The following is a 24,977-nucleotide window of genomic DNA, read 5'->3' as shown; positions in this document are numbered from 1 at the left end:
CAGGCACTAGCCCCGTGTCGTCACCGCGTAGAGCGCAATTGCCGCCGCGTTGGACACGTTCAGGCTTTCCACCTTAGGCGAGATCGGCAGGCGCGCAAGTTCGTCGCAATGCGCCGCGGTGTTGTGCCGCATGCCTTCGCCTTCGGCGCCGAGCACCAGCGCGACACGCGTTTCGCCCATCGCCTGAGCGAGAGTCTGGGTCGCTTCCCCGGTCAGGCCGACGCGCCAGAAACCGGCCTCGGCCACTTCCTCGAGCGCACGGGCGAGATTGACCACGCGAACCCAGGGCACGATCTCCAGCGCGCCCGATGCGGAGCGGGCGATGGTGCCGGATTCGGGCGGCGAATGGCGGTCGGGGGTGATGATGCCGAGCGCATCGAAAGCAGCGGCCGAGCGCAGGATCGCGCCGACATTGTGCGGATCGGTCACCTGGTCGAGGATGACCAATGGCCGGCGGTCCCCGGCACCCTGATCCAGCAGGTCGCCGAGCCACACATCCTCAAGCGGATCGACTTCGGCGACCAGGCCCTGATGCGGCGCATCGCCCGGCACCAGCCGTGCGAGATCGGCGACATCGGCAAAGGTGATCGGAATCACCGGCGGAATATCGAGCGAGGCCAGCGCCTCACGCGTTGCCCACATCTTGCGTACGATGCGCTCCGGGTTGGCAAGCGCGGCGGTGACCGCGTGCCGGCCCCAGAAGCGCGGGCGACCGGCTGGTGCGTGCGAAGGGCGATGTCCTTTGCGTGCCATCATCAATCCTCGTCATCAGTATAAGCAAAGGGATCGGTCACCACCGGCTTGGTCGGGAAGGGTGGCCGCGGCAGCGCCTTGTCGGCATTCGCCGCATTGGCGAGGAACGACGCCAGGATGATCGATCCCTGGCGCAGATCGTCCGCCTTCAGATGATCGAACGTGTCCACGCTCGAATGGTGCGTGCGGCTGCTGTAATCGAGCGGATCCTGGATGAACTGGAACCCGGGCGCGCCGACCGCCTGCATGAACACATGGTCGGTACCGCCGGTCTTGCGGATCACGACATTGGTCGCGCCCATTGACGCGAAAGGCGCGAGCCATTCCTTGAAGGTCGAGACCACTGCCGGATTATTCTCCGCATAGATGCCGCGGATCCGGCCCGAGCCATTGTCGAGATTGAAATAGGCGGCGAGGTCGCCGTAACCGGGCTGCGGCTTGATCGGCCAGCGATTGGACCAGCCATAGAAGCGCTTCATGCCGGTCTGGACCGGATCGCTGGGGCTGCCGCGCGTCGCGAGATGCTGCTCGACATAGGCCAGGCTGCCGAGCAGGCCCTGTTCCTCGCCGACCCATAAAGCGAAGCGGATCGTACGCTTCGGCCGCACGCCGCTCGCCGACAAGATGCGCGCCGCCTCCATGATCATCGCCGTGCCCGCGCCATTGTCGCCGGCACCATCGCCCGCGACCCAGCTGTCGAGATGCGCGCCGGCCATGACATAGCCAGCCTTGGGGTCGGTGCCGGGAATTTCGGCGATGACATTATAGGCCTTGCTATCGCTGTCGTCGAAGCGCACGTCGCTGTTGATCTCCAGCGTCGGCGCGCGGCCAAGCTTGGTGAGGCGCGCGAGGCGGCGATAATCCTCAGCGGCAATCTCCACGCCGGGCAGCGGCATGGTTTCGCCCGTGCCGAACATATAGCCCTCGCCATGCACCAGCTTGCCGTCGCGGTACGACATGGTGGCATAGGCAAGCGCGCCTTCAGCCTTGAGGAATTCGCCGAGCTTCTTGGTATAGTCGAGCCGCTTCAGCCGGCGATCGGCTGCTTCGGGATCATATTTTGGCTGCTCATATTGATCGAGCTTGCCCAGCTCCTCCGCCGTGTAGCGCTTGAACGGTGCGGTGTCGGGTTCGTTGCCGGTGTTGGGGAGGGTGACCAGTACGATCTTGCCTTTCAGCTGGCCGCGCCATTTGTCGAAATCGCGTTCACGCTTCATCGGCGCAACGAACACCGGCGCGCTGATCGTGCCGTTGGTGCCCGGCGTCCAGGCAATCGGGATCGCGGTCAGCTGAATCGGGCGCGGCGTGATCATGCGCACGCTCGACCGCTCGATCGTCCAGCCGCGGCCAAAGTCGAACCCTTCCTTATGGACGTTCTTCAGGCCCCATTCGGCGAATTTCTTCTGCGTCCAGTCCTCGGCGACCCGCATCGACGGCGAATTGGTCAGCCGCGGCCCGATCTCGTCGGAGAGATAGGCGGCGGTCAGCATCACCTGGCTGCGCGTCGTGCCTTCGTCGATGATCTTGTTGACCTGATTCTTGTCGACGACCTGGCCGGTCGCAGTTTGGGCGGAGATTGGCGCAGCGATGGCAAGCGCGGCAGCCGCAGTGAAGAGATAAGAGCGCATTGGGACCCCTTGATAGGCTTTGCTGCGATCAAGCAACAATATTGCGTCACGCTATTCGGTGCCCCGGCTCTGCGCAAGCGTTGCGACTGGCCGCGAAGGGCGTTGACAGGGGCGCAATCGGACGCCATTGGACCGCCTCGCTTTTTAGGCGGCCCGGATGGACAGGTGGCCGAGTGGTTAAAGGCAGCAGACTGTAAATCTGCCCGTGCAAGCGTACGCTGGTTCGAATCCAGCCCTGTCCACCATCCTCGCCTCCGGGCATTTCCGGTGGCATCCGGACCCCATAAAGATCATGGGTGAGGGCGCCCGGCGATATCGGCTGATATCGCCCTATCTAGCTATCGCCCTATCTAGCTATCGCCCTGTCATAGCCGACGTCATGCGGACCATGACCCTCCAGGCATTCCTGCAAGCGATGCCGCGCCGCGCTGAGGGCCGATAACGCAGCCGCCGATACCGCCAGATCGCGCGACGCCCCGCATGAACTGACATGTTTCGCTTGATGAACGCCGGTAAACCAGGGGGATCGTCCAGGGCGGTTGCCGCCCCGGCTTTTCAATGCGGATTATACGCGACTCGGGGCGGGTCGAAAACCAGCGTTTTTGCCGTTCCGGAAAGCGGTGTTTGAACGCCGGTGTTCATAAAAATGCACAGCGATGTCTATTAAAGGACGGCATCCCAGCGGTGCGCAAGGCGGAATGTTAAATCGCATTAAATCGTATTATATCAGTGAGTTATACGAATTTAAGTGAACGTTCCCTCGCGTTTGTAAGTTTCAAAAATGCCCCCGAAACGGTAATTACAGTTATATGATAGTGTTGACTATGTAATTTCCATACCATAGCCTGACTCGTCATCGCAAAGATGGCGACTGCCGATAGAAGCAGAACAGGAGGGGATGAGATGAGCCGTATGTTGAGCTCTTATGGACAGGTGCGCGCGCGCGCCCTGACGGGCGGGGCGTTGATCGGATTGCTTGCAACGACAGTTGCGGCGCGCGCTCAGGAGGTCGCCGATACTCGCGCTCCAGCAGATGTGGCGCGGGCTCAGGAGGTTCTCGAAAATCAGACTCCCGGTGCGGGCGATATTGTCGTGACGGCGCAGCGCATGGAGGAAAAGATCCTCGATGTGCCGATCTCGATCTCGGCTTTCTCTGCAAAGGACTTGTCCGACCTGAAGATTGACGGCGGGTCGGAATTGCTGCGCGCAATTCCCAACGTCAATTTTTCCAAGGACAATTTCACCAGCTTCAATTTCGCGATTCGCGGTATCGGCACCAAGGCGACCTCGGTCAGCGCCGATCCGGCTGTGGCGATCAGCTTCAACAACACCACTTTGCTGCGCAATCGTCTGTTCGAACAGGAATATTTCGATGTCGAGCGGCTCGAGGTGCTGCGCGGTCCGCAAGGTACGCTCTATGGCCGCAACGCGACCGCCGGCGTGGTCAACATGATCCCGAAAAAGCCGCAACTCTCCAAATTCACCGGCGAAATCCAGGGTGAGGTGGGCAATTATGGTACGCAGCGTCTGCGTGGCTTCATCAACATCCCGATCGGCGACACGTTGGCGATCCGCGCCGCCGGCGCGTGGACCAAGCGCCGCGGCTTCGATTACAACACTGTCACCGACCGCCCGGTCAATGGCCGCGATCTCTGGTCGATCCGCGCCTCGGCGCTATGGGAGCCGACGTCCAATTTCCGGATCGGCGTTTTCTGGGAGCATTTCAACGAGGACGACAATCGTTCGCGCACCGGCAAACAGCTTTGTACGCGTGCGGATACGCCAAGCCAGTTTAACTATCCCAAGGGCTATACCGATAGCGAGGGCGACCCCAACAGTTATCCGCTTTACGATGTCTGGCCCGCATCCACGCTGACGCCGGGCTGTCAGAACAAGTCGTTGTTTACCAAAGATTCCAACGGCGTACCCAATGGGCTTGGGTTCCCGATCGTTACCGGCATGCTGTTCGTTCGCGCCGGATTTCCGAGCCTTTATCCAAGCGGTCTTTATGCAGACCCCGTACTCGATCCCTTTAAGGTGGCGGGTAATAGGCAGTCGGCCGATTTACGCGAGATTTCCACAATCTATGATCCGGTGTTTCGGGCCAAGAACGATGTCGTTCAGCTCAACGCCGAATATGACGTGTCGTCCGACCTGCGGCTATACTCTCAGACGCTTTACATGAAGGACAGCTATTACGGATCGCAAGATTTCTTCCGTTTCGATTCTCAGCCCATTTTTGCACCGAAATCGAGCTTTACTGCTCTAATTCAACCCACATTCGCTCCATTCCTCGGGGAAGACAGCGCGAGAGGGGGAACATTTTGCGACCCGCAGCTTGGATGTTCTGATCGACCGCTGGCAGTTGATCTTTCCAGGTCGAAAAGCGAGCAATGGTCGCAGGAATTGCGGTTCCAATCTTCTTTCAAGGGCCCTTTGAATTTCAGCCTCGGCGCCAACTATGTGGAATTTAAAACCCGGGAAGAATATAACGTCTATAGTAATTTATTGACACTCATTTCCCTTGGGTTGAACACCTTTGGTTCAATAGATTGTACCGAGGCGGAACGAAAAACCAATCCTGGATGTATTTACATCGATCCGAATCCGATTGGAGAAGGGCCTCAGGATGGCCACAATTATCTGCGGAGCATTAGCATCGCGAAAATTCGCTCGGCGGCGGCTTTTGGTGAAATTTACTGGAAAGCGACGGATAATCTCAAGATAACGGCGGGACTTCGCTATACCGATGACAGGAAGACGCTGACTCCGGTTGCAACACAGTTGCTGGCCTTCTCCGGAGAGTATGGCGGCGGATTCGTCGGCCGGGGGTATCCGGAAGATCCTGACAGGGTTCAGCAGTGGCGGCGTTTTACCGGCCGACTGGCAGTCGATTGGAAACCCAATCTGTCCTTTACCGACAGCACGTTGCTCTATGCCTCTTATGCTCGCGGCTATAAGGCGGGCGGCGCCAATCCCCGGAGCCAGGTGTCCAATCCGGAATTCGCCAACTACACGACCCTGCCCGATTCATTTCAGCCGGAAGACGTCAACGCGTTTGAGATCGGGACCAAGAATCAGCTCGCCGGCGGCAAGCTGATGTTCAGCGCGGCGGCATTTTACAACGACTATAAGAAGTATCAGATATCGCAGCTGATTGACCGCGGCTTCCACACCGAGAACTTCGATGCGCGGACGATGGGCCTGGAGTTTGAGGGCGCCTGGATTCCCTCACGCAATTTCCGGATCGGCGCGACGTTCGGGTACCTCAATACCAAGATCGGCAAGGGGCAATATTCGATCGACGTGATGGATCGGCTTCAGGGCCATGATGATTGGGTCGTGGTGCGTCCCTGGGCGCAAAGTCCCAATACCTGTGTGGCCCCAAGGGAAGTTGTCGCCCGGTTGCTCAATTCCCCCGTGTTTATCGGTTCGGGCGTAACCGGCACGCCACCTGCGGGTTGGAAGCCGGGCGATCCCCCGCAATTTGGTAACGGCATCGGCATCTTCACGAGACTGTTGTGCGAATCTCCCAACTTTTTCCCAGGGAGGTTCTCGCCGGGGAGCCTGTTGTCGCAGCCCTTTTTTGGCAATGTGGTCTATGAACCCACGGCGAGCTACGATCCGAGTCAGCCGGCAAGTTACGATCCAGCCAATCCATCGAATTACGGTGCTCCCAATCAGGGGCGCGGTTTCGCCGCCAATGTGGGGGGGAATCAGCTGCCCAATGCGCCGCATTTCACCTTCAATATAGGCGCGCAATATACCTTCTTCTTCGATGATTGGCAGCTGGGCGTACGCGGTGACTATTACCGGCAATCGAGTAGCTATGCGCGGATATACAATACCGCATATGACAAATTGAAGGGCTGGGGTAACGGTAACATTGCGGTAACGCTATCAAGACCGGAATCGAAGCTGACATTCCAGTTCTACATCAAGAATCTCTTCAATAGCACGCCGATAACCGATGCATTCACCGGTCCGGATGAGTTGGGTAATTTTACGAATGTCTTCACGCTCGACCCACGGCTTTATGGACTTAACGTGAAAGTTGGCTTCTGAGTAATTAAGGATAGTATTTTAGCTTCATTTTGGTCTTATTTATATTTTATTATAGCTATAATTATGCTATCTATGAATACGCAAAGTGATTCGCTGCTTTGTTTCTTACGTCTCAAGGCACGATGTCTTTTTGCTACGCGAACCTAATAAATAAAAAAAGAAGAGGAGAGTGCATGGAGCGATATATTATAGATGAGTTTTATTAGTAGAGCCATATCTATATGTCATTAAGTGTATAGATATACATACTTAATACTGTCTAAAAGGTATTCGAAAATGAAATCTCTTGCAAAAATCGCACTTCTGGCTGCTGCAACCGTCGGCCTGTCGTCGGGCCCTGCCTATTCGCAGAAGATCTCGCCCTACGGCCTTGGGACTGCCGTTACCGCAAGTGGCACCATTGAAGTCAGTGTCTTCGGTATCGGCAGAAGGACGTGCGGAATCGTGATGAACGGCAGCGTGACCCGGGTGGGTTCGAACTCGCCGGCGGCCACTGGTGAAATGACGTTCACGAGCGGCACGGCAACGGGCACCAACTGCACGTCCACCGGCACTGGTTCCACCATCTGGCCGGTCAAGATCGAAACGACGCTGCCCAGCACGCAGTTCACCAAGGTGCGGATTACTCAGTTGTCGTTCAGCACGCCAATTGGCCCCTGCACGACCACCAACACTTTGGTCGATTGGAATAATGCGATTTCGACCGCATTTACCGCTTCTGCGGTGACGGTGGGGTTCTGCACCGTTCATACGATGAACGTGGTCGTTGCTCCGGCAATGACCATCCTCTGAGCTAATCCGGGATGTGGCATGGCAGGAAACTGCCATGCCACATCTTTTTTCGTAATGATGATAAGAAAATCAAAAGAAAATTATCTATCGTGATCTGTCTCGCAGAATAGTATTGCGTTTTTTGAATGTGAAACCCCGCAATATGCCAGGGACGTCTGACACACATATCTACTTATACGATTTTGTAGATATGTTGATTGTCTGCGAAATTGATTCACTGAGCAGTAAAATTGACGTTGTTTGTGGTTTTGGAGTATCGCGATGAAGAAGTCGATTTTCCTTGGTGGCATGGTCGCCTCTTTTGCTTTGTCGATCGCAACGCCGGTTTATGCCGGGGCGGACAAATCGGCCTTCAGCATCAAGACGCCGATCGAGAAGATCGCCGCCAATCCCGCCGCGAAGGCGGTGATCGAGCATGAGTTGCCCGGATTCATGACGCATCCGCTGTACGAGCAGTTCAAGACGATGAGCCTTGAAGCGCTCGAGGCGATGTTCCCCGATGCCGTCCCGCATGAACGGGTCGAAGCGGTGGACGCGGCGCTGAAGGCGATTCCGGCGGATGCGGCGGCGCAGACCGCGTCGACGACCGCCACCGGTGCCGCCGCCGCCGATCCGGCGACAACGAGTACCGCTGCGCCGCCGCCCGCAACGGCGCCGGCTCCTACACCCTCCCCAGCACCTGCCACGACGCCGCAATAAAGGGCACATCGCCCGAATTAAGTCAGGATGCGAAATGCCATTGGAGATTGGCCGGCGCGAGCTTGTCCTCGGCGCCGGTCTGGGGATAAGTGCGCTCGCGCTGATGGGATCCGGCGCCGCTGCGCAGTTACTGGCAGCGCGCGGGTTTACCCACGGCGTCGCCAGCGGTGAACCGGGGCCGACATCGATCCTGTTATGGACGCGGTTTGTGTCCGGCAGTGACGCGCGCCTGACCGCCGAGATTTCCGAGGCCCCCGATTTCCGCACGATCCGGGCCGGGGGCACTGCCCATGCCAGACATGACGATGATTTTACCGCACGCGCCGTGATCGGGGGGCTCGATCCCGGGCGCTGGTATTTCTATCGATTCGTTGGTCCCGACGGCGCCGTGTCGCCGGTCGGGCGGACGCGCACCTTGCCGGTCGGGCCGGTGGCGCGGTTCGGCCTTGGCGTGTTTTCCTGCGCCAATCTGCCGGCCGGCTGGTTCAACGCCTATGCCCATGCGGCGGCGCGCGACGACATCGACCTGATGGTTCATACCGGCGATTATTTCTATGAATATCCGCTCGGCTATTATCCGCGCGCGAACCGGATGGTGGCCGGCCGGGTGATCGAGCCGCCGACCGAGGCGATCCGGCTGGCCGATTACCGGCTGCGCCTCGCCAGCTATCGTGCCGATCCGGATCTGCAGCGGCTGCATCAGATGTTCCCGATGATCGCGCAGCGCGACGACCATGAACTGGCCAACGACAGTTGGGCGCATGGCGCGGAAAACCACACCCCCGACGAAGGCGATTATGAGGTGCGCAAGCGTGCCTCGATCAAGGCCTATAATGAATGGCTGCCGGTGTCGGGACGGGCTTGGTCAAGCTATGACGTGGGGGATCTGGCGACAATCTTCCGCCCGGAAACCCGGCTCACCGCACGCAGTGCCTGGCTCGACACGCGCCCGGTGGTCGAAGCACCGGGCGACCCGGTCGCCAATCTGATCGCGCTTCGCGACGGGCCGCTGGCCGATCCGAAACGCACGCTGATGGGCGATGCTCAGGAACAATGGCTGTATCAGGGGATGGCGCAATCGAAGCGGCGCGGCACCAGATGGCAAGTCGTGTCGCAACAGGTGCTGGTCGGCCAGCAGAAGCTGCCCGAACTGCCCCCGGCCATGCTGTCCAGCCTGAAGCTTCCGCCGGAGGGCGCCGCCTATCTCAGGGCGATCAACGCTTCGGCCAAGGCGGGCCTGCCTGCCGACCTCGACGGCTGGGCCGGGTTTCCGGCCGCGCGGGCGCGCTTCCTGAGCGCAGCGCTGCAGGCCGATGCCGATTTGATCGTGCTGTCCGGCGACAGCCATAATGCCTGGGCGTTCGACCTGGCCCAGGACGGGAAGCCGGCCGGGGTGGAGTTCGGCGGGCACAGCGTCACCTCCGCCGGCCTTGAGGAATATATCACCGTACCGCCGGCGCTGGTCGGACAATTCTTCGTCAACGCCAGCCCCGAGCTCAAATGGGCGGAGACCAGCAGCCGCGGTTATATGGCGATCGAGCTGACACCGGACAAAGTCACCGGCGAATGGGTGTTCATGGACGGCATCGCCGCCCGCTCGCTCGCCACCAGGCCGGGCCATAAAATGCAGGTCGAACGCGGGCGAAGGGTGTTCGCAGCGTGATGGGCAAGACACAGGCTTGGGAGAAACTGCCTCAAATAAGGCAGATTGAGGCCGCTTTGTGGCAAAACAATTTGACTCCATCGAGATTAAGGCGAGATTGGGGCTGGATTAGGGCAAGAAGGCCGCATTCCAGTTCCCGCCGCTTGCCCTGGATCCTGCATCCAGGAGCGCATCAGATGACAAATCCGTTTGAGTCGATCTCTACCCGGACCGCTTTCCCCGCGCGGCGCAATTTTTTGAAGATGGCCGGCATGCTCGGCGCGGCGACCTTGCTTCCCGGCATCGCCCTTGCCCGGGCGGCGCCGGTGTCCTCGACCTTCGCCGAAATGGACGCGACCGCACTGGCCGCGGCGATCAAGGCGCGCAAGATCTCGCCGGCAGAGGCGCTCGAAGCCGCCATTGCGCGTGCGCAGGCGGTGCAGCCGGCGATCAATTGCATCAGCGAGGACATGTATGACCGCGCACGCCAGCGCGCCGCCTCGACCGATCTGTCCGCGCCGTTCGCCGGCGTGCCTTATCTGATCAAGGACGAGGCGGACATTGCCGGACTGGCCCGGCATTTCGGCTCGCGCCTCGACAAGGTCATGCCGATCGCGAAGCGCAACGACGTTCTGGTTGAGCGATGCGAGCAGATCGGCCTCAATCCCTTCGCTCGGACCACCATGCCCGAATTCGGCATTTTGCCGACCACTGAAACCCTGGCGTACGGCGTGACGCGCAATCCCTGGAACCTTGACCATGTCCCGGGTGGCTCATCGGGCGGCGCGGCGGCGGCGGTCGCTGCGGGGATCGTCCCGAAGGCGCATGGCTCGGATGGTGCGGGATCGCTCCGTATCCCGGCGAGCAATTGCGGGCTGGTTGGGCTCAAGACCTCGCGTGACCGGATTGGCGGCGGGTCGTTCCTGGGCCAGTCATTCTGCCTGTCGCGCTCGGTCCGCGATACCGCCAACCAGCTTGCGCTGGTCGAGAGCAAGGGACCGGGTGCAGCCTATGCGCCGGTCGGCCGGGTGACGGAGCCATCCGCCGGGCGGCTGCGCATCGGCTTCATCATGAACGGCCTTGGCGGCCATGCGCCGTCGCCCGAAGTCTCGGAGAGCATCACCGCCACGCTCACCCTGCTGGAAACGCTTGGCCACAAGGTCGGCGAGGCGCGCTGGCCGTTCGATGGCGCGCAATTCGTCGAGGATTTCACGCTGGTCTATATGGCCAAGGCCAAGAATACGCGCGCCCGGATGTCCGGCGGCGGCGGGGCCTCTCCCGACCCCGTGTTTCTCAAAAAACTGATTGAATCGGCCTCTTTCGACATTGGCGAACTGAGCGAGGATTTCTCCGACGAGTCGGTCGCCCAGGCCTATGCGCGCATGGCCGCCAATTCCCGGTCCTATTTCGGCCTGTTCGACACAATGGACATCCTGGTGACGCCGGTCCTGCTCAAGCCTCCGGCGCGGATCGGAGAGATCAACGGGTCGATTCCATTTCCGATCTTGCTGATGCGGCTGAACAATTACGCCGATTATACGATGCTGCAAAATGCGAGCGGTGGGCCGGCGATCAGCCTGCCGATGCATTGGACGAAGAATGGCCTGCCGGTCGGCGTCCAGTTCGCCAGCCAATTGGGCGGGGAACGCACCTTACTTGAACTCGCCTTCGAGCTCGAACGCGCTCAGCCCTGGGCTCAGCGTCGTCCGCCGCTCTGGGCGCCCTCTCACATTTCAACATAGCGATAAGGGAGTTGCGGCCACATGACTATTTCCTCGAGTGACACGTCCCCCCAGGGACGGCGGGATTTTCTCAAAACGCTTGGCATGGTGAGCGCGGCTGCGCTGATTCCCGGCGGTGCGCTGGCCAAGGCGGTGGCCGAGCCGGCAGCCGATTTTGCCAGCATGGATGCCACCGCTCTGGCGGCGGCAATCAAGGCGCGCAAGATTTCCCCGCTCGAGGCAGTCAATGCCGCGATCGCCCGTGCGCAGGCGGTGCAGCCTCAGATCAACTGCATCAGCCAGGAACTGTACGATCGCGCGCGCAAGCACGTCCCTGCAATCAACCCCGCGGGGCCGTTCGCCGGCGTGCCGATGATGATCAAGGACGAGGCCGATGTCGCCGGAACGGCCAAGCATTTCGGCTCGAAGCTCGACAAGTTCACGCCGATTGCGAAAGAGAATGACCAACTGGTCGAACTCATCGAACAATCCGGCTTCAACATCTTCGCCCGCACGACGATGCCAGAATTCGGCATCCTGCCGACCACCGAAACGCTCGCCTATGGCATAACGCGCAATCCCTGGAATCTGGATCATACGCCGGGCGGATCATCGGGTGGCGGCGCGGCGGCGGTTGCCGCCGGCATCATTCCATTGGCGCATGGTTCGGACGGCGCGGGCTCGCTGCGCATTCCGGGGAGCGTGTGTGGACTGGTCGGCATGAAGCCGTCGCGCGACCGCCTTTCCGGGCCGTTGAGCGTGATCAATGGCAAGATGGACGTCAGCGGTTTTCTGGGTGAGGCATTCTGCCTCTCCCGCAGCGTGCGTGATACTGCCAACATGCTTGCATTGCTCGAAATGAAGGGCGCCGGCGCAGTCTATCCGCCGATCGGCAAGGTGACGGGGCCGGGCACCAAAAGGCTGCGCGTCGGCTATATCATGAACAGTCTGGGCAATCATACGCCGGTGCCGGAAGTAGCTGAGGGCGTGAATTCGACGCTGAAACTACTCGAATCGCTTGGTCACCATGTCAGTCCGGTCAAATGGCCATTCGATGGCGAGGCCTTTGTCGAGGATTTTACCGTCGTCTATCTCGCCCGTGCCAACGAAGCCAAGAAGCTGCTTCCCCCGGGGACCAGCCTTGATCCCAAGATCCTGCGCGGGCTGGTCGAACCGGTCTCCTTCAGCATGAGCCAATTGGCCGAGGACGTGCCGGAAGACATGGTGGCGAAATGCTATGCGCGCATCGCGGCGGCGTCCAAGGCCTATTTCGGCCTGTTCGACACGATCGATATCCTCGTAACGCCGGTCCTGCTCAAGCCGCCGGCGAGGATCGGCGACATCAACGGCTCCCTGCCGGTCGCCGTCGTGATGCAGCGGCTCAACAATTATGCCGATTATACCATGTTGCAGAACGCAACGGGGGGACCGGCATTGAGCCTGCCGATGCACTGGACCAGGGACGGCCTGCCGGTCGGCGTGCAGTTCGCCGGACCGCTTGGGGGTGACCGGGCATTGCTTGAGCTTTCGTTCGAGCTTGAGAAGGCTCAGCCTTGGGCGCAACGTCGGCCGCCGCTCTGGGCGCCTTCTCGCGTCTGATTGGATTTGTGGATAGCAATCCAGTCGGCACCGCAAGAGGAAGAACTTCAAGCGACGGCGCTGCGGGTAAGTATATTGGCATCAACTCATTACAGATGCTGCATATTCTCGATTCTCCAGCGCCGCTTGCTGCGCCGATCCGATGTTGCGGACGGAAGGGTATTTTGGTTCCGCTGCAGTAACGACAGGGGAGCGGTGGGATCAAGATACCGTTGTCTGGAAGTGTTATTACAATGATCTGCGTAACGGATGGGGAAACACTGTAAGACCTTGCTTTTTTTCTTGAAAAGGGCCAATGCGGAACAAAGTATCGATGTTTCATTGCCGGCGTTGTTGCCGGCTTGATCCGATGCTGGAACGGGGAGTCGGTGGCCATGGGCGCTCATCGGATACGCAGGTCGGATGAACGATAGTCTTAAATATCGGTTTGACGCCGCTATGACCCTTCGGGCAAGGGCGCCCAACCCGGTAGAGGTACAATTTTTTGAGGCCGAATCTTTGAACAAGTCTCCCCAGGCAAACGGCGTTTCCCAGAAAAAAACCCGGACGAAACCGACCTTGATGCCCAAACAGGCTCGCGCGATTCAAACTCGCGAGCATCTGCTCGACGTTGCCGGATCCCTTCTCGCCGAAGTCGGGCTTGAGGATATTTCGACAAATATGATCTGCGCCCGTGCCGGCATGAGCCCGCCGGCGCTATATCGATATTTTGCCGACAAGCATGCCGTATTGGAAGCGCTGGGCATGCGCTTGATGGAACGGCAGAACGAATTGCTGATCGGCTGGCTCGAGAGCAGTCTGACCTCCGGCCTTGATGGCATGTTCGAAAAGGTCGAGGTGGTTCTGCGCGAGACAGCCGAATTGACCGCTGCAGAACCTGGTGGCGTATGGATCGAGCGCGCGCTGCATGCGTCGCCGCGGCTGTCGCATATTCGTATCGAATCTCATCGCTTCGTCACCGATGCGCTGCTTGAAGTGTTTTCCACAATGCTGCCGGACGTGCCCAGAGATGTCCTGTGGCGGCGCATCAGATTCCTGATCGAACTGGGCTATGCCGCACATGAAATGATGGGCGAGGAAGAGCGTATTGCACCCGAGACGGTGTATGCCGAAACAGCACGCATGATGCGATTTGTGCTGCTTGGGGACGATGGTCCGCCAAAGGAGCTTTGATCCGACAATTGCATCGGGCGCTCGTCCGCTTGTTGGGTTCGTGCTGGCCTCTCCATCTTCTCCTCCTGGATGAGATGTCGGTGTCGCCTGGTTGGCTGCTCATCCCATGAGTTGACCATCAACCGATCGTGTCGAGATCACTCCCGACCTCTCGCGACGGGACCCCGGATCACGTCCATCAGACATCGGCGATGGCGGTTCAGGTCGGTAGAGCGGGAATGAACACGGTCAACGATGCTATGACCTGTTGTGGCTGTTCCCACATATGTTCAAATGAGGTCCGATATCATTTAGTATCTATCTGATATATAAAGACATTGTGTGAATTCATCGGCGGGGCGGCGCAAGGAGATATGGCACATTACCGGTGTCCCATATCTCCTGCCGCTCATCCCCCTCAGTCCTGTCGTCGGCGACGATTCAACCATCACACAGGATCGGGCATATCATCGCTGCCGGACTTGTACCGGCGCGTTCTGCAGCTTGAGACGCTATCCGATAGAATGCTCGATGCTCTGGAAGAAAGGAACGATTATTGGCTCTTGCAAGAATGGTATTTATAGCTATCGTTTTGATCGGGGATTATACCCACGATCAATGGGCCCCGTATATTCTCAACGCCGAAGTATCCGGTATCAGGGGCGGGTTATTCCATGCGAGCATTGGTTCTGCTGCTTCCGGCTCTGGCTCTTTCGGCATGTACCACTCCGGAGACGCGACTGCGCACCGGCTTGATCGGGATGGGGCTGTCCGAAAGGCAATCGACCTGCATGGCCGACCGCATGGCCCGTAACCTTTCGATCACGCAGCTTCGGCGTATTGCGGCATTGGGCAGCTTGCGCAATCAGCCGCTGGACAAGCTCTCTCAGGAGGAATTCCTCCACAAGATCCGCGCGCTTCGTGATCATGAAATCCTCGCTGTAAGCCTGAAGGCTGCGGCCGGCTGCGCCTTTGGTTTTTAAAAGCGGTCCGGCGTGCGGTCTTGACCAAGAGCATCGCCGGCGCCGGCGCAGTTGAGCCTGCACGATTGATGTGAAGATAAGGGGAGAAACGGGGTGTCGGCATCGTTGGGGGCAGGGCTGTGATCGCCAGGAGCGTAATCGCGCGGAGCTGGATCGTCTGGGGAGTGAGCCTCGCCATTTTGATGGGCGCTTTCCTGTTGTTCGCTTATGTCATCGGCTGGCCGATATTACCGGACGGCTGCATCACTCAGGGCTGTTATTGCGAGTATTTCTCCCACGCCGATGTCGCCAATGGCGCAAAGGGCGTTCGGCAGCACGTCAACACCTGGTCCAATCTTTACGCCATCGGCACCAGCTTCTTCGTTGCCTGGCAGCTCAGCCGCGACCGGGCGAGTGGGGCGTTTCCCAATATCATCCGTTCCGCCGATCCAATTGCGGATCTCTATGTTTTCGTGGTCCTGTTCCTGGGGTTGGGCAGCATGTGGCTGCACGGCTCGATCGCGAAACAGGTGTCGTGGATCGACGGGCTGTCGATGTATACCTTCACGGGCTATCTCATCTTCTACACGCTGAACCGCTGGCTGGTGCGAACCGGCATGGATGCCGGAACGCGCAGCAAGATTTTCTGGGCAGGCTATGCCCTGACCGTCGGAAGCTTCGCCACCATATCGGCCTCGGGCGTGCCGTCCGAGATCCTGATCATGATCATGGTCCTTATCTATTTCGTGCTTGAATTCCGCTTCGCCGGATTCATCACCACGCCGCGCGCGCGCCGCTACTGGACCACCGGGATCGCAGCGATCGCTATCGCCACCATCTTCTGGCAATTGTCCAAGACCGGCGGGTTGCTGTGCGATCCCCATAGCTGGTTCCAGCCGCACGGGCTGCTGTGGCATACGCTGGCAGGTGTCACGGCGGTGATGATGTACCTCTATTGGCGGCGCGAGAATGTATCCGATGGTCAATAGTCTCTGAAAGCCGTTGGAGCATTTTTAATGCACCCCGCGGTTGCACCGTGGCACCTTCTTCGGCAGTCACACAGGCGATCAGGGGAGCGCCCGGATCGATCATTTCCGCCAATGGGCCTGCTCATTGTGCCCGCCAGGAGATACAAGAATGACCATCACACGCATCGATGCCGGCCCACGCATGAGCCAGGCCGTGATCCATGGCGACACCGTCTATCTGGCCGGCCAGGTCGGCGCGCCGGGCGAGAGCGTCACCGCGCAGACCGAAGCGGTCCTGGCCCAGGTCGAGTCACTGCTCGCGCGCGCTGGCAGCGACAAATCGAAGATCCTTATGGCGACGATCTGGCTCGCCGACATGGCCGACTTTGCCGAGATGAACGCGGTCTGGGATGTCTGGGTCGGTGGGCTCGATGCGCCCGCGCGCGCGACCGGCGAGGCGAAGCTCGCGACGCCGGCCTATAAAGTCGAAGTGATCGTCATCGCCGCGCGGTGAGGAGGATTTTACGTCGTCGGCGCTCATGCAAGGGCGTCGGCAGCCACTATGTCGATCAGCAATGACGGTCCGCTTAGTTCAAAGCGTTCTTCCTGCTCGCCTGTCGTCGAAACCAGCAAGGCATCGAAACGGGCGAGTTCACAGACGATCGTCCCGTAGCGGACGGTCATATCGCCGGTAGCGATCAGCATCCGGGTTCGGGCCGGGTCGGGAGCGATCGGAATCACGCCGGCGGGCAGATGCCGGATCGCGCCCGTCATCAGCCCGCGCCGAACCATCAGGTTCAGGTCAGTGACCGGCCCGCCGATTGGCGTGCCGTCCACCGCGACGTCGCCGGGAAAAGGATAAGCGGCGGTATCCGGGCTCAGGACGATGGGCGGATCGCCCGCGCCGAAATCCAGCTCGAGCCGGCCCTGCAGTACCATCAATATGCGGTCGATGCCCGGGAAGGAGGAGAACGGACCGGCCTCCCGCACCTCGGCCATGCTCAGTCGCCAGTCGAAATCGTCCATCGTGCTGCCCGCGGGAAAGGCGCAAACATCCCGCGTCACGCCGCCGCCATTCTTCCACGGTCGGGCGATGCGATCGGCAACACGAAGGACCCGGTGCGTCATCCAAGGATGCCGGGCAGGTCGAGGCCTTTTTCGCGCGCGCAGTCGAGCGCGATGTCATAGCCGGCATCGGCATGGCGCATCACGCCGGTGGCGGGGTCGTTCCACAACACCCGCTCAAGCCGCCTCGCCGCGTCGGGCGTACCGTCGGCGACGATCACCATCCCGGCATGCTGCGAATAGCCCATGCCGACGCCGCCGCCATGGTGTAGCGATACCCAGGTCGCGCCCGATGCGGTGTTGAGCAATGCGTTGAGCAGTGGCCAGTCGGACACCGCGTCGCTGCCGTCGCGCATCGCTTCGGTCTCGCGGTTGGGGCTGGCGACCGACCCGCTGTCGAGATGATCGCGGCCGATCACTACCGGCGCCTTGAGCTCGCCGCTCGCGACCATCTCGTTGAAGGCGAGGCCGAGCCGATGGCGATCGCCCAGGCCGACCCAGCAGATGCGCGCCGGCAAGCCCTGGAAATGGATCTTCTCGCGCGCCATGTCGAGCCAGCGATGGAGATGCGCATTGTCGGGCAGCAGCTCCTTCACCTTGGCGTCGGTCTTGTAGATGTCCTCCGGATCGCCCGACAGTGCGGCCCAGCGGAACGGGCCGATGCCGCGGCAGAAGAGCGGGCGGATATAGGCAGGCACGAAACCGGGGAAATCGAACGCGTTGGCGACCCCCTCATCCTTGGCGACCTGACGGATATTATTGCCATAATCGACCGTCGGAACGCCAGCCTGCTGGAAATCGAGCATCGCCCGGACATGCACCGCCATCGATGCCTTGGCCGCCGCCGCGACCGCGTCGGGTTCGCGCTCGCGACGCTCGACCCATTCGGCAACCGTCCAGCCGGCGGGGAGATAACCATTGATCGGATCATGTGCCGAAGTCTGGTCGGTGAGCAGGTCGGGTCGGATACCGCGCCGGAACATCTCGGGCAAAATCTCCGCCGCATTGCCGAGCAAGCCGACCGAGATCGCCTTGCCCTCGGCCTTGGCCTGGTCGAGCATCGCCAGCGCGTCGTCGATCGTCTCCGCCGCCTTATCCAGATAGCCGGTGCGCAGCCGCATCTCGATACGGCTCGGCTGGCATTCGATCGCCAGGCACGATGCGCCCGCCATCACCGCGGCAAGCGGCTGGGCGCCGCCCATGCCGCCCAGGCCGGCGGTGAGCAGCCAGCGGCCGGTCAGGTCGCCGCTATAATGCTGGCGGCCCATCTCGACGAACGTCTCGTAGGTGCCCTGAACGATGCCCTGCGTGCCGATATAGATCCACGATCCGGCGGTCATCTGGCCGTACATCGCCAAGCCCTTGCGGTCGAGCTCGTTGAAATGTTCCCAGGTCGCCCATTTGGGCACCAGGTTGGAATTGGCGATCAGCACGCGCGGCGCGTCCTTGTGGGTGCGGAACACGCCGACCGGCTTGCCCGACTGGACCAGCAGCGTCTGATCATCCTCAAGGCGGCGCAGCGTCTCGACGATCCGGTCGAAGCTTTCCCAGTCGCGCGCCGCGCGGCCGATGCCGCCATAGACGACCAGCTCTTCAGGGCGCTCGGCGACGTCGGGATGGAGATTGTTCATCAGCATCCTGAGCGGCGCTTCGGTCAGCCAGCTCTTGGCGGAAAGCTCGGTGCCGGTGGCGGCGCGGATCACGCGGCTATTGTCGATACGGCTCATGATAGCGGTCCTTTCTCAGGCGCGGGCGAAGGCGAGGCACGCCTTCAGGATATCGGTGAGGGTGGCGGCAAGCGGCGCTGCGAAGCCGGGATCGAATGGCGTCGGCCAGTTGGCGGACGTCGGCGCATCCGGTTCAGGCATATAACCGCGGATCGCGAGCTCCATCTGGATAGCATGCACGCCGTCGGCCGGCCGGGCATAATGGCGCGTCGTCCAGCCGCCCTTGAAGCGGCCGTTGAGGATATGACCACGCCCGCTCGCCGCGCAGATCGCCTCGACCGCTGCGGCCAGGTCGGGCGCACAGGTCGCGCCGTCATTGGTGCCGATGTTGAACTGCGGCAGTTCGCCATCGAACAGGCGCGGGATGCGGCTGCGGATCGAATGCGCATCGTACAGGACGATGCGCGGATGGGCGCTGCGTAGCCGGGCAATCTCATCGGCCAGTGCGGCGTGATAGGGATCGAACCAGGTCTCGCGGCGGCGTGCGATTTCCGCCGTGTCCGGCGTCGCACCGGCGTAGAGCGGCGCGCCGTCGAAATCGGTCGTCGGGCACAGCTCGGTCGTCGCTTGCCCCGGATAGAGCGACGCGCCCGAGGGATCGCGGTTGCAGTCGATCACGCTGCGCGAGATGCGCGTGCGCACGGTGGTCGCGCCGAGATCGCGCGCAAAGGCATAGAGCTGATCGATCCACCAATCGGCATCGCGCCGCGCGAGCCAGGGCAAGACGAACTGCCCCTCGAGTGCGGGCGGCAATTCGGTCCCGGTGTGCGGGAAGGCGACGATCAGCGGCGCCTCGCCACGGTGGACCTCAAGCCAGTCGGTCATGCCGTCACGCCGGGCAGATCGAGCCCGGCTGCCTCGACCAGCACGCCGGAACGCACGAGCAGGTTCGCGGCCTCCATATCGGGGTGGAAATGCCGGTCGTCGGTGAGCGTCGGCACCTCCCGGCGCAACCGCGCGCGCGCCGCTTCGAGCGCTGCGCTCGAGGCGAGCGGGGCATGGAAGTCGCAGCCCTGGCTGGCGGCGAGCAACTCGATGCCGATCACCGCGCTGGCATTGGCAGTCATGTCGAGCAGCCGCCGTGCGCCATGCGCCGCCATCGACACATGGTCCTCCTGATTGGCGGAGGTCGGGATCGAATCCACACTCGCGGGATAAGCACGCTGCTTGTTCTCTGACACCAGCGCGGCCGCCGTGACCTGCGGGATCATGAAGCCCGAATTGAGCCCCGGATGCGGGGTAAGGAACGCGGGCAGGCCGGACAGCGCGGGATCGACCAGCATCGCGATCCGCCGTTCCGCGATCGACCCGATCTCGCACACCGCCAGCGCAATCATGTCGGCGGCAAAGGCGACCGGTTCGGCATGGAAATTCCCGCCCGACAAGGCTTCGTCGGTCTCGGCGAAGATCAGCGGATTGTCGGACACGCCATTGGCTTCGGTCTCCAGCGTGAACGCGGCCTGGCGCAGCACGTCGAGCGCGGCGCCCATCACCTGGGGCTGACAGCGCAGGCAATAGGGATCCTGCACCCGGACATCGTCGATCAGATGGCTGGCGCGGATCGCCGATCCGGCCATCAGCGTGCGCAGCGCGTCGGCGGTTTCGATCTGGCCGCGGTGCCGGCGCAGCGCCTGGATGCGCGGGTCGAACGGGGTATCGGATCCCTTGGCCGCCTCGGTCGAGAGCGCGCCGGTGACCAGAGCCGACTGGAATAGCCGCTCCGCCTCGAATAGCCCGGCAAGCGCGTTGGCGTTGGAGAATTGCGTGCCGTTGAGCAGCGCCAAACCTTCCTTGGGGCCAAGCTCAAGCGGCGCCAGGCCGGCCTCTTTCAGCGCGATTTCCGCGGGCTTCTGCGTATCCCCGACGAAGATCTCGCCGACGCCGATCATCGCCGCGGCCATATGCGCCAGCGGGGCGAGATCGCCGCTTGCGCCGACCGAGCCCTGCGCCGGAATGACCGGGGTCAGGCCCTGGCGCAGCATCGCTTCGAGCAGCGCCACCGTTTCGGGCCGCACGCCGGAGGCACCCTGGGCGAGGCTGGCGAGCTTCAGCGCCATCATCAGGCGGATCACCGGCACGGGGGAAGGGGCGCCGGTGCCGGCGGCATGGCTCAGCACGATGTTGCGCTGGAGCGTGGCGAGATCCTCATCGCCGATGCGCACGCTCGCCAGCTTTCCGAAGCCGGTGTTGATGCCATAGACCGGCTGTCCCTTGGCGAGGATGCGGGCGACGGCGTCCGCACTGGCGCGGGTCACAGCGGCCGATGCGGGATCGAGCCCGGCCGGTGCGCCGCGATAAATGGCGCGCCACTGCGACAGTGTCACAGCGCCGGGTACCAGGGTGATGTCGGTCATTTGCCTCTCCAGACGCGGGCATGGAGCGGGTTCAGCCCCATGCGATAAACAAGCTCGGCGGGACGCTCGATGTCCCAGATTGCGAGGTCGCAGCTCTTGCCGGCCTCAAGCGTGCCGGTCTCGTCCTGGAGACCCAGCGCGCGCGCGGCGTTGCGGGTGACTCCGGCAAGGCATTCGTCGACGGTCAGCCGGAACAAGGTCGCGGCCATGTTCATGGTCAGCAGCAGCGAGGTCAGCGGCGAAGTGCCGGGATTGCAATCGGTGGCGATTGCAATCGGTACCCCGGCGGCGCGGAGCGCATCGATCGGCGGCAGCTTCGTCTCACGCACGAAGTAAAAGGCGCCGGGCAGCAGCGTCGCGACTGTGCCCGCTCTGGCCATTGCGGCGATGCCGTCAGCATCGAGATATTCGAGATGATCGGCAGACAGCGCGCCATGCCGCGCGGCCAGCGCTGCACCGTGCAGGTTGGACAATTGCTCGGCATGGAGCTTGACGGGAAGGTCGCGCGCCGCGGCGGCATCGAAGACGCGTTCGGTCTGTGCCGCGGAAAAGCCAATGCCTTCGCAAAACGCATCGACCGCATCGGCCATGCCGGCATCGGCGACCGCGGGGATCATTTCGTTGCAGACAACATCGATATAGCCATCGGCATCGCCGGCATATTCGGGCGGCAATGCATGAGCGCCAAGAAAGGTCGTGGCGACGCGCACCGCCCGCTGCGTGCCGAGCGCACGCGCTGCGCGCAGCATGCGCAGTTCGGCATCGAGCGCGAGGCCATAGCCCGACTTGATCTCGATCGTCGTGACCCCCTCGGCGATCAGCGCGTCGAGGCGGGGCAGGGCAGAGGCGACAAGCTCTTCCTCGCTGGCCGCGCGCGTTGCCTTCATCGTCGAGACGATGCCGCCGCCGGCGCGGGCGATTTCCTCATAGGAGGCACCCTTCAGCCGCAGCTCGAATTCATGCGCGCGGTCGCCGCCATGGACGAGATGGGTGTGGCAATCGATCAGGCCGGGCGTGATCCATCGGCCGGCACAGTCGATCGTCTCGATCGCATCGAACGCGGGAGCGTCCGCCGCAGGACCGGCATAGCTGATTCGCCCGGCGGTGGCGGCGACAATGCCCTTATCGACGACGCCCAGGCTCTCGCCCGCCCCCGTGCTGGCCCCCGAGCCCACCATCGTCGCGAGCCGCGCATTGGTCCAGATCCTGTCACACTGCATGCGCCATTTCCCCGTCCGGGATCACTGCAGTCGATCATTGCACCGCCGCGCTAGAATGTATAGACATAAATCCATAGGAGGCCAGAATGAGCATGACTGTCGACGCCGAAACGACTGTGACTCATCATTTTTCCTCCGTGCTGCTGGCTGACGGCTGGGCGCGGAATGTTCGCCTGTCGGTCGGCAACGGTGTCATCGCCGGGATCGAGCGCGACGTGGCCGCCGGCCCGGATGACGAACGGCATCAGGCCGCGGTGCCGGGCATTCCCAATCTGCACAGCCATGCCTTTCAGCGCGGCATGGCTGGCCTTGCCGAAGTGCGCGGGCAGAGCGACGATAGTTTCTGGACCTGGCGCGAGGTCATGTACCGCTTTGTCGACCGGCTCTCGCCCGACGATCTCCGCGCGATCGCCTCGCTTGCCTATCTGGAAATGCTCGAAAGCGGCTTCACCCGGGTCGGCGAGTTTCACTATCTCCACCATGACCGCGACGGCACGCCGTTCGCCGATCCGATCGAGATGAGCAGCGCAATCTTCGCGGCTGCATCCGAAACCGGCATCGGGCTGACTCACTTGCCGGTATTCTACGCGCATTCCGGTTTCGGCGGGGCGACGCCCGGTGCTGGGCAGCGGCGCTTCCTGCATGATCCCGATGCCTTTGCCTCGCTGCTCGACCGGCTTCGCGTCGCGGCTGCCCCACTGGGCGATGCGGTGGTCGGCCTAGCGCCGCACAGTCTGCGCGCCGTGACGCTGGAGGAGCTTCGCCTGCTGGTCGATATGGCCGGCACCGCGCCGATCCATATCCATATCGCCGAGCAGGTGAAGGAGGTCGAGGATTGCATCGCCTGGAGCGGCGCGCGGCCGGTCGATTGGCTGCTCGATCATGTCGCGGTCGATGATCGCTGGTGCCTAGTCCACGCCACGCATGTCACTGACGCGGAAGCCCGGGCGATCGCGGCCAGCGGTGCGGTGGTCGGCCTGTGCCCGATCACCGAGGCCAATCTCGGTGACGGCATTTTCCCGGCACAGCCCTTTCTCGCGGCGGGCGGCACGTACGGCATCGGATCGGATTCGAACGTGCTGATCGACGCGACCGAGGAGATGCGGCTGCTCGAATATGGCCAGCGGCTCGCCGGCCTCAAGCGCAATGCCCTTGCGCGCGGGCCGGGCGGATCGACCGGGCAGGACATCTATCTCGCCGCGCTTGCCGGCGGGGGACAGGCGCTGGGCGTCGATCCAGCGATCGCGGTCGGGCATGCCGCCGATTTCGTCACGCTCGATCGCGCCAGCCCGAGCCTGATTGGCCGCGAAGACGGCGCGCTGCTTGACGCACTGGTGTTTGCCGGCGGGCGATCGGCAATCGATTCAGTCTGGCGTCGGGGCCGCAAGCTGGTTAGCGGCGGCCGTCACTTGCACCGCGACCCGATTGTCGCGGCGTATCGGCACGTACTGGAGACATTGATCCTGTGACCCTGTCGCTGCACGAACGCATTCGCACCGACATCGAGACGGGCATTCTTTCCGGCAAGCTCGCACCGGATCAGCGCATCCCGGTCGAGCATGAGCTGATGGAAGTTTATGGCTGTTCGCGCATGACCGTGAACAAGGCGCTGTCGGCACTGGTCGCCGCGGGCCTGATCGATCGCCGCAAGCGCGCCGGATCGTTCGTCGCGCGGCCCAAGGTCGATTCAATGGTCCTCGACGTGCCCGATCTTGCCGCCGAGGTGGCGAAGCGCGGCGGCGTCTATGGCTATCGGCTGCTCGTGCGCAAGGTTCGCGCGCCCGATCGCGACAAGAGCGAAGAGCAGGCACTGGCCGGGAGCGGCAAGCTGCTGCAGATCGACGGTATCCATCTGGCGGACGGCGTGCCGCTTGCGGTCGAACGCCGCCTGATCAGCCTGAGCGCAGTACCGACGATCGAGGAGATCGATCCCGAGGTGGAATCGCCCGGTAGCTGGCTGCTGAGGCATGTTCCCTGGACCGAGGCGGAAACCCGCATCTCGGCGGTGGCGGCCAAGGGCGAGACAGGAACATTGCTTGGGGTCGATGCGGCGACGCCGTGCCTGCTGGTCGAGCGCCAGACCTGGCGCGGCAAGGAACGCGTCACCTCAGTGCAGCAATATTTTCTCGGCGATCAATATAGTCTGGTCGCCCGGTTCGGGCATGGCGTGCCGGCGAAGTAAGCGGGACTTGGGATCCGGAGCGACGCGCGCAGGGCCGGCCGTTGCGCCGATGGTGCTGTGGCTAGGTTAATACCAAGCTGCGTCGATCATGACCCATTCTTACTGCTTCCCCGGCGCAGGCCGGGGCCCAGTCGGAAAGGCCAAGGTGACGAAGCACCACAGCAGTTGTCGGCTGTTTCACGACTGGACCCCGGCCTGCGCCGGGGGAGCAGTAAGAATTAGGTTGTGAACCTATAAAATGGGGGCCGCTTACGGATGAGGTTGAACGGCAAAATTGGGTAGTTAGTGGACATTAAGCGATATAGGTTGACTTGAGGCCTGAGGACGATGGGGATGAGCGATGGGCGAGCGAGAGATAAAGGCCTTTGCGCTCGCCCCGCTGCCTTTGGTGGCTCCGCTGCTATTGGCGATCGTTGTTAATGCAGTGGTCGGCGATACGGGAGACGCG

19 protein-coding genes and 1 tRNA gene are annotated in these 24,977 nt (G+C 61.9%); 13 read left to right on the top strand and 7 right to left on the bottom strand.

Annotation, left to right across the window (positions count from 1 at the left end):
- Positions 1 to 6: 6 nt before the first annotated feature.
- Together rlmB and ACRECS_RS23255 are read right to left on the bottom strand one after the other, a co-directional pair.
- Positions 7 to 753 (bottom strand): 23S rRNA (guanosine(2251)-2'-O)-methyltransferase RlmB, encoded by a 747-nt coding sequence (gene rlmB, locus ACRECS_RS23260; RefSeq protein WP_431585344.1) that lies wholly within the window; start codon positions 751 to 753, stop codon positions 7 to 9.
- A 2-nt stretch (positions 754 to 755) separates the two neighbouring features.
- On the bottom strand, positions 756 to 2,381 hold the full coding sequence (locus tag ACRECS_RS23255; protein WP_431585343.1) for a M20/M25/M40 family metallo-hydrolase: 1,626 nt from the start codon (positions 2,379 to 2,381) through the stop codon (positions 756 to 758).
- Between the two features lie 159 nt (positions 2,382 to 2,540).
- On the opposite strand from ACRECS_RS23255, the gene ACRECS_RS23250 reads away from it, so the two are divergent.
- The 11 genes from ACRECS_RS23250 to ACRECS_RS23200 all read left to right on the top strand — a co-directional run bounded on the left by ACRECS_RS23250 (position 2,541) and on the right by ACRECS_RS23200 (position 16,495).
- Positions 2,541 to 2,626: transfer RNA gene (locus tag ACRECS_RS23250), tRNA-Tyr, on the top strand.
- Positions 2,627 to 3,284: 658 nt separating this feature from the next.
- Complete coding sequence (locus tag ACRECS_RS23245; protein ID WP_431585342.1) at positions 3,285 to 6,446, top strand: TonB-dependent receptor; 3,162 nt, start codon at positions 3,285 to 3,287, stop codon at positions 6,444 to 6,446.
- 276 nt (positions 6,447 to 6,722) lie between these two features.
- Entirely contained in the window at positions 6,723 to 7,238 is a 516-nt protein-coding gene (locus ACRECS_RS23240) for a hypothetical protein (RefSeq protein ID WP_431585341.1), read from the top strand.
- A 261-nt stretch (positions 7,239 to 7,499) separates the two neighbouring features.
- A complete protein-coding gene (locus ACRECS_RS23235) occupies positions 7,500 to 7,937 on the top strand; it encodes a hypothetical protein (RefSeq protein ID WP_431585340.1) in 438 nt (145 codons plus the stop codon).
- A gap of 34 nt (positions 7,938 to 7,971) precedes the next feature.
- The gene (locus tag ACRECS_RS23230; protein ID WP_431585339.1) at positions 7,972 to 9,600 is read left to right on the top strand and encodes an alkaline phosphatase D family protein; all 1,629 of its coding nucleotides are present in this window, start codon (positions 7,972 to 7,974) and stop codon (positions 9,598 to 9,600) included.
- Positions 9,601 to 9,776: 176 nt separating this feature from the next.
- Positions 9,777 to 11,321: an amidase family protein gene (locus tag ACRECS_RS23225; RefSeq protein WP_431585338.1), complete on the top strand. Its 1,545-nt coding sequence runs from the start codon at positions 9,777 to 9,779 to the stop codon at positions 11,319 to 11,321.
- A 21-nt stretch (positions 11,322 to 11,342) separates the two neighbouring features.
- Entirely contained in the window at positions 11,343 to 12,899 is a 1,557-nt protein-coding gene (locus ACRECS_RS23220; RefSeq protein ID WP_431585337.1) for an amidase family protein, read from the top strand.
- Between the two features lie 402 nt (positions 12,900 to 13,301).
- On the top strand, positions 13,302 to 14,072 hold the full coding sequence (locus ACRECS_RS23215) for a TetR/AcrR family transcriptional regulator (RefSeq protein ID WP_431585336.1): 771 nt from the start codon (positions 13,302 to 13,304) through the stop codon (positions 14,070 to 14,072).
- 770 nt (positions 14,073 to 14,842) lie between these two features.
- Entirely contained in the window at positions 14,843 to 15,034 is a 192-nt protein-coding gene (locus tag ACRECS_RS23210) for a hypothetical protein (protein ID WP_431585335.1), read from the top strand.
- A 164-nt stretch (positions 15,035 to 15,198) separates the two neighbouring features.
- The gene (locus ACRECS_RS23205; RefSeq protein ID WP_431585334.1) at positions 15,199 to 16,002 is read left to right on the top strand and encodes a hypothetical protein; all 804 of its coding nucleotides are present in this window, start codon (positions 15,199 to 15,201) and stop codon (positions 16,000 to 16,002) included.
- Between the two features lie 148 nt (positions 16,003 to 16,150).
- Positions 16,151 to 16,495 carry a RidA family protein gene (locus tag ACRECS_RS23200; protein WP_431585333.1) on the top strand — a complete coding sequence of 115 codons (345 nt, stop codon included), beginning with the start codon at positions 16,151 to 16,153 and terminating at the stop codon, positions 16,493 to 16,495.
- Positions 16,496 to 16,518: 23 nt separating this feature from the next.
- Here ACRECS_RS23200 and ACRECS_RS23195 read toward each other — a convergent pair whose 3' ends face one another.
- The 5 genes from ACRECS_RS23195 to hutI are packed head-to-tail and all read right to left on the bottom strand — an operon-like array spanning position 16,519 to position 22,347.
- Positions 16,519 to 17,109, bottom strand: coding sequence for a HutD/Ves family protein (locus tag ACRECS_RS23195; RefSeq protein ID WP_431585332.1), 591 nt, complete (start codon positions 17,107 to 17,109; stop codon positions 16,519 to 16,521).
- On the bottom strand, positions 17,106 to 18,773 hold the full coding sequence (gene hutU / locus ACRECS_RS23190; RefSeq protein WP_431585331.1) for a urocanate hydratase: 1,668 nt from the start codon (positions 18,771 to 18,773) through the stop codon (positions 17,106 to 17,108). Before hutU ends, ACRECS_RS23195 begins: the two co-directional genes overlap by 4 nt.
- 15 nt (positions 18,774 to 18,788) lie before the next feature.
- The gene (hutG, locus tag ACRECS_RS23185) at positions 18,789 to 19,598 is read right to left on the bottom strand and encodes an N-formylglutamate deformylase (protein WP_431585330.1); all 810 of its coding nucleotides are present in this window, start codon (positions 19,596 to 19,598) and stop codon (positions 18,789 to 18,791) included.
- Complete coding sequence (gene hutH, locus ACRECS_RS23180) at positions 19,595 to 21,127, bottom strand: histidine ammonia-lyase (RefSeq protein ID WP_431585329.1); 1,533 nt, start codon at positions 21,125 to 21,127, stop codon at positions 19,595 to 19,597. Before hutH ends, hutG begins: the two co-directional genes overlap by 4 nt.
- Positions 21,124 to 22,347 carry an imidazolonepropionase gene (gene hutI / locus ACRECS_RS23175; protein ID WP_431585328.1) on the bottom strand — a complete coding sequence of 408 codons (1,224 nt, stop codon included), beginning with the start codon at positions 22,345 to 22,347 and terminating at the stop codon, positions 21,124 to 21,126. Before hutI ends, hutH begins: the two co-directional genes overlap by 4 nt.
- Before the next feature lie 92 nt (positions 22,348 to 22,439).
- On the opposite strand from hutI, the gene ACRECS_RS23170 reads away from it, so the two are divergent.
- Together ACRECS_RS23170 and hutC are read left to right on the top strand one after the other, a co-directional pair.
- Positions 22,440 to 23,816, top strand: a complete 1,377-nt coding sequence (locus ACRECS_RS23170; protein WP_431585355.1) for a formimidoylglutamate deiminase — start codon at positions 22,440 to 22,442, stop codon at positions 23,814 to 23,816.
- The gene (gene hutC / locus ACRECS_RS23165) at positions 23,813 to 24,529 is read left to right on the top strand and encodes a histidine utilization repressor (protein ID WP_431585327.1); all 717 of its coding nucleotides are present in this window, start codon (positions 23,813 to 23,815) and stop codon (positions 24,527 to 24,529) included. The genes ACRECS_RS23170 and hutC overlap by 4 nt, the downstream gene beginning before the upstream one ends.
- Positions 24,530 to 24,977: the final 448 nt, after the last annotated feature.

The organism is Sphingomonas sp. (assembly GCF_050725575.1).
Lineage (GTDB): Bacteria > Pseudomonadota > Alphaproteobacteria > Sphingomonadales > Sphingomonadaceae > Sphingomonas.
This window is presented reverse-complemented; position numbering and strand designations above follow the sequence as displayed.

Coding starts and splice junctions, on each gene's coding strand:
- ACRECS_RS23255 (WP_431585343.1), bottom strand. CDS start 2,381: ATGCGCTCTTATCTCTTCACTGCGGCTGCCGCGCTTGCCATCGCTGCG.
- ACRECS_RS23220 (WP_431585337.1), top strand. CDS start 11,343: ATGACTATTTCCTCGAGTGACACGTCCCCCCAGGGACGGCGGGATTTT.
- ACRECS_RS23245 (WP_431585342.1), top strand. CDS start 3,285: ATGAGCCGTATGTTGAGCTCTTATGGACAGGTGCGCGCGCGCGCCCTG.
- rlmB (WP_431585344.1), bottom strand. CDS start 753: ATGGCACGCAAAGGACATCGCCCTTCGCACGCACCAGCCGGTCGCCCG.
- hutU (WP_431585331.1), bottom strand. CDS start 18,773: ATGAGCCGTATCGACAATAGCCGCGTGATCCGCGCCGCCACCGGCACC.
- hutG (WP_431585330.1), bottom strand. CDS start 19,598: ATGACCGACTGGCTTGAGGTCCACCGTGGCGAGGCGCCGCTGATCGTC.
- ACRECS_RS23215 (WP_431585336.1), top strand. CDS start 13,302: ATGAACGATAGTCTTAAATATCGGTTTGACGCCGCTATGACCCTTCGG.
- ACRECS_RS23195 (WP_431585332.1), bottom strand. CDS start 17,109: ATGACGCACCGGGTCCTTCGTGTTGCCGATCGCATCGCCCGACCGTGG.
- hutH (WP_431585329.1), bottom strand. CDS start 21,127: ATGACCGACATCACCCTGGTACCCGGCGCTGTGACACTGTCGCAGTGG.
- ACRECS_RS23235 (WP_431585340.1), top strand. CDS start 7,500: ATGAAGAAGTCGATTTTCCTTGGTGGCATGGTCGCCTCTTTTGCTTTG.
- ACRECS_RS23225 (WP_431585338.1), top strand. CDS start 9,777: ATGACAAATCCGTTTGAGTCGATCTCTACCCGGACCGCTTTCCCCGCG.
- ACRECS_RS23200 (WP_431585333.1), top strand. CDS start 16,151: ATGACCATCACACGCATCGATGCCGGCCCACGCATGAGCCAGGCCGTG.
- hutI (WP_431585328.1), bottom strand. CDS start 22,347: ATGCAGTGTGACAGGATCTGGACCAATGCGCGGCTCGCGACGATGGTG.
- ACRECS_RS23170 (WP_431585355.1), top strand. CDS start 22,440: ATGACTGTCGACGCCGAAACGACTGTGACTCATCATTTTTCCTCCGTG.
- ACRECS_RS23210 (WP_431585335.1), top strand. CDS start 14,843: ATGGCCGACCGCATGGCCCGTAACCTTTCGATCACGCAGCTTCGGCGT.
- ACRECS_RS23230 (WP_431585339.1), top strand. CDS start 7,972: ATGCCATTGGAGATTGGCCGGCGCGAGCTTGTCCTCGGCGCCGGTCTG.
- ACRECS_RS23240 (WP_431585341.1), top strand. CDS start 6,723: ATGAAATCTCTTGCAAAAATCGCACTTCTGGCTGCTGCAACCGTCGGC.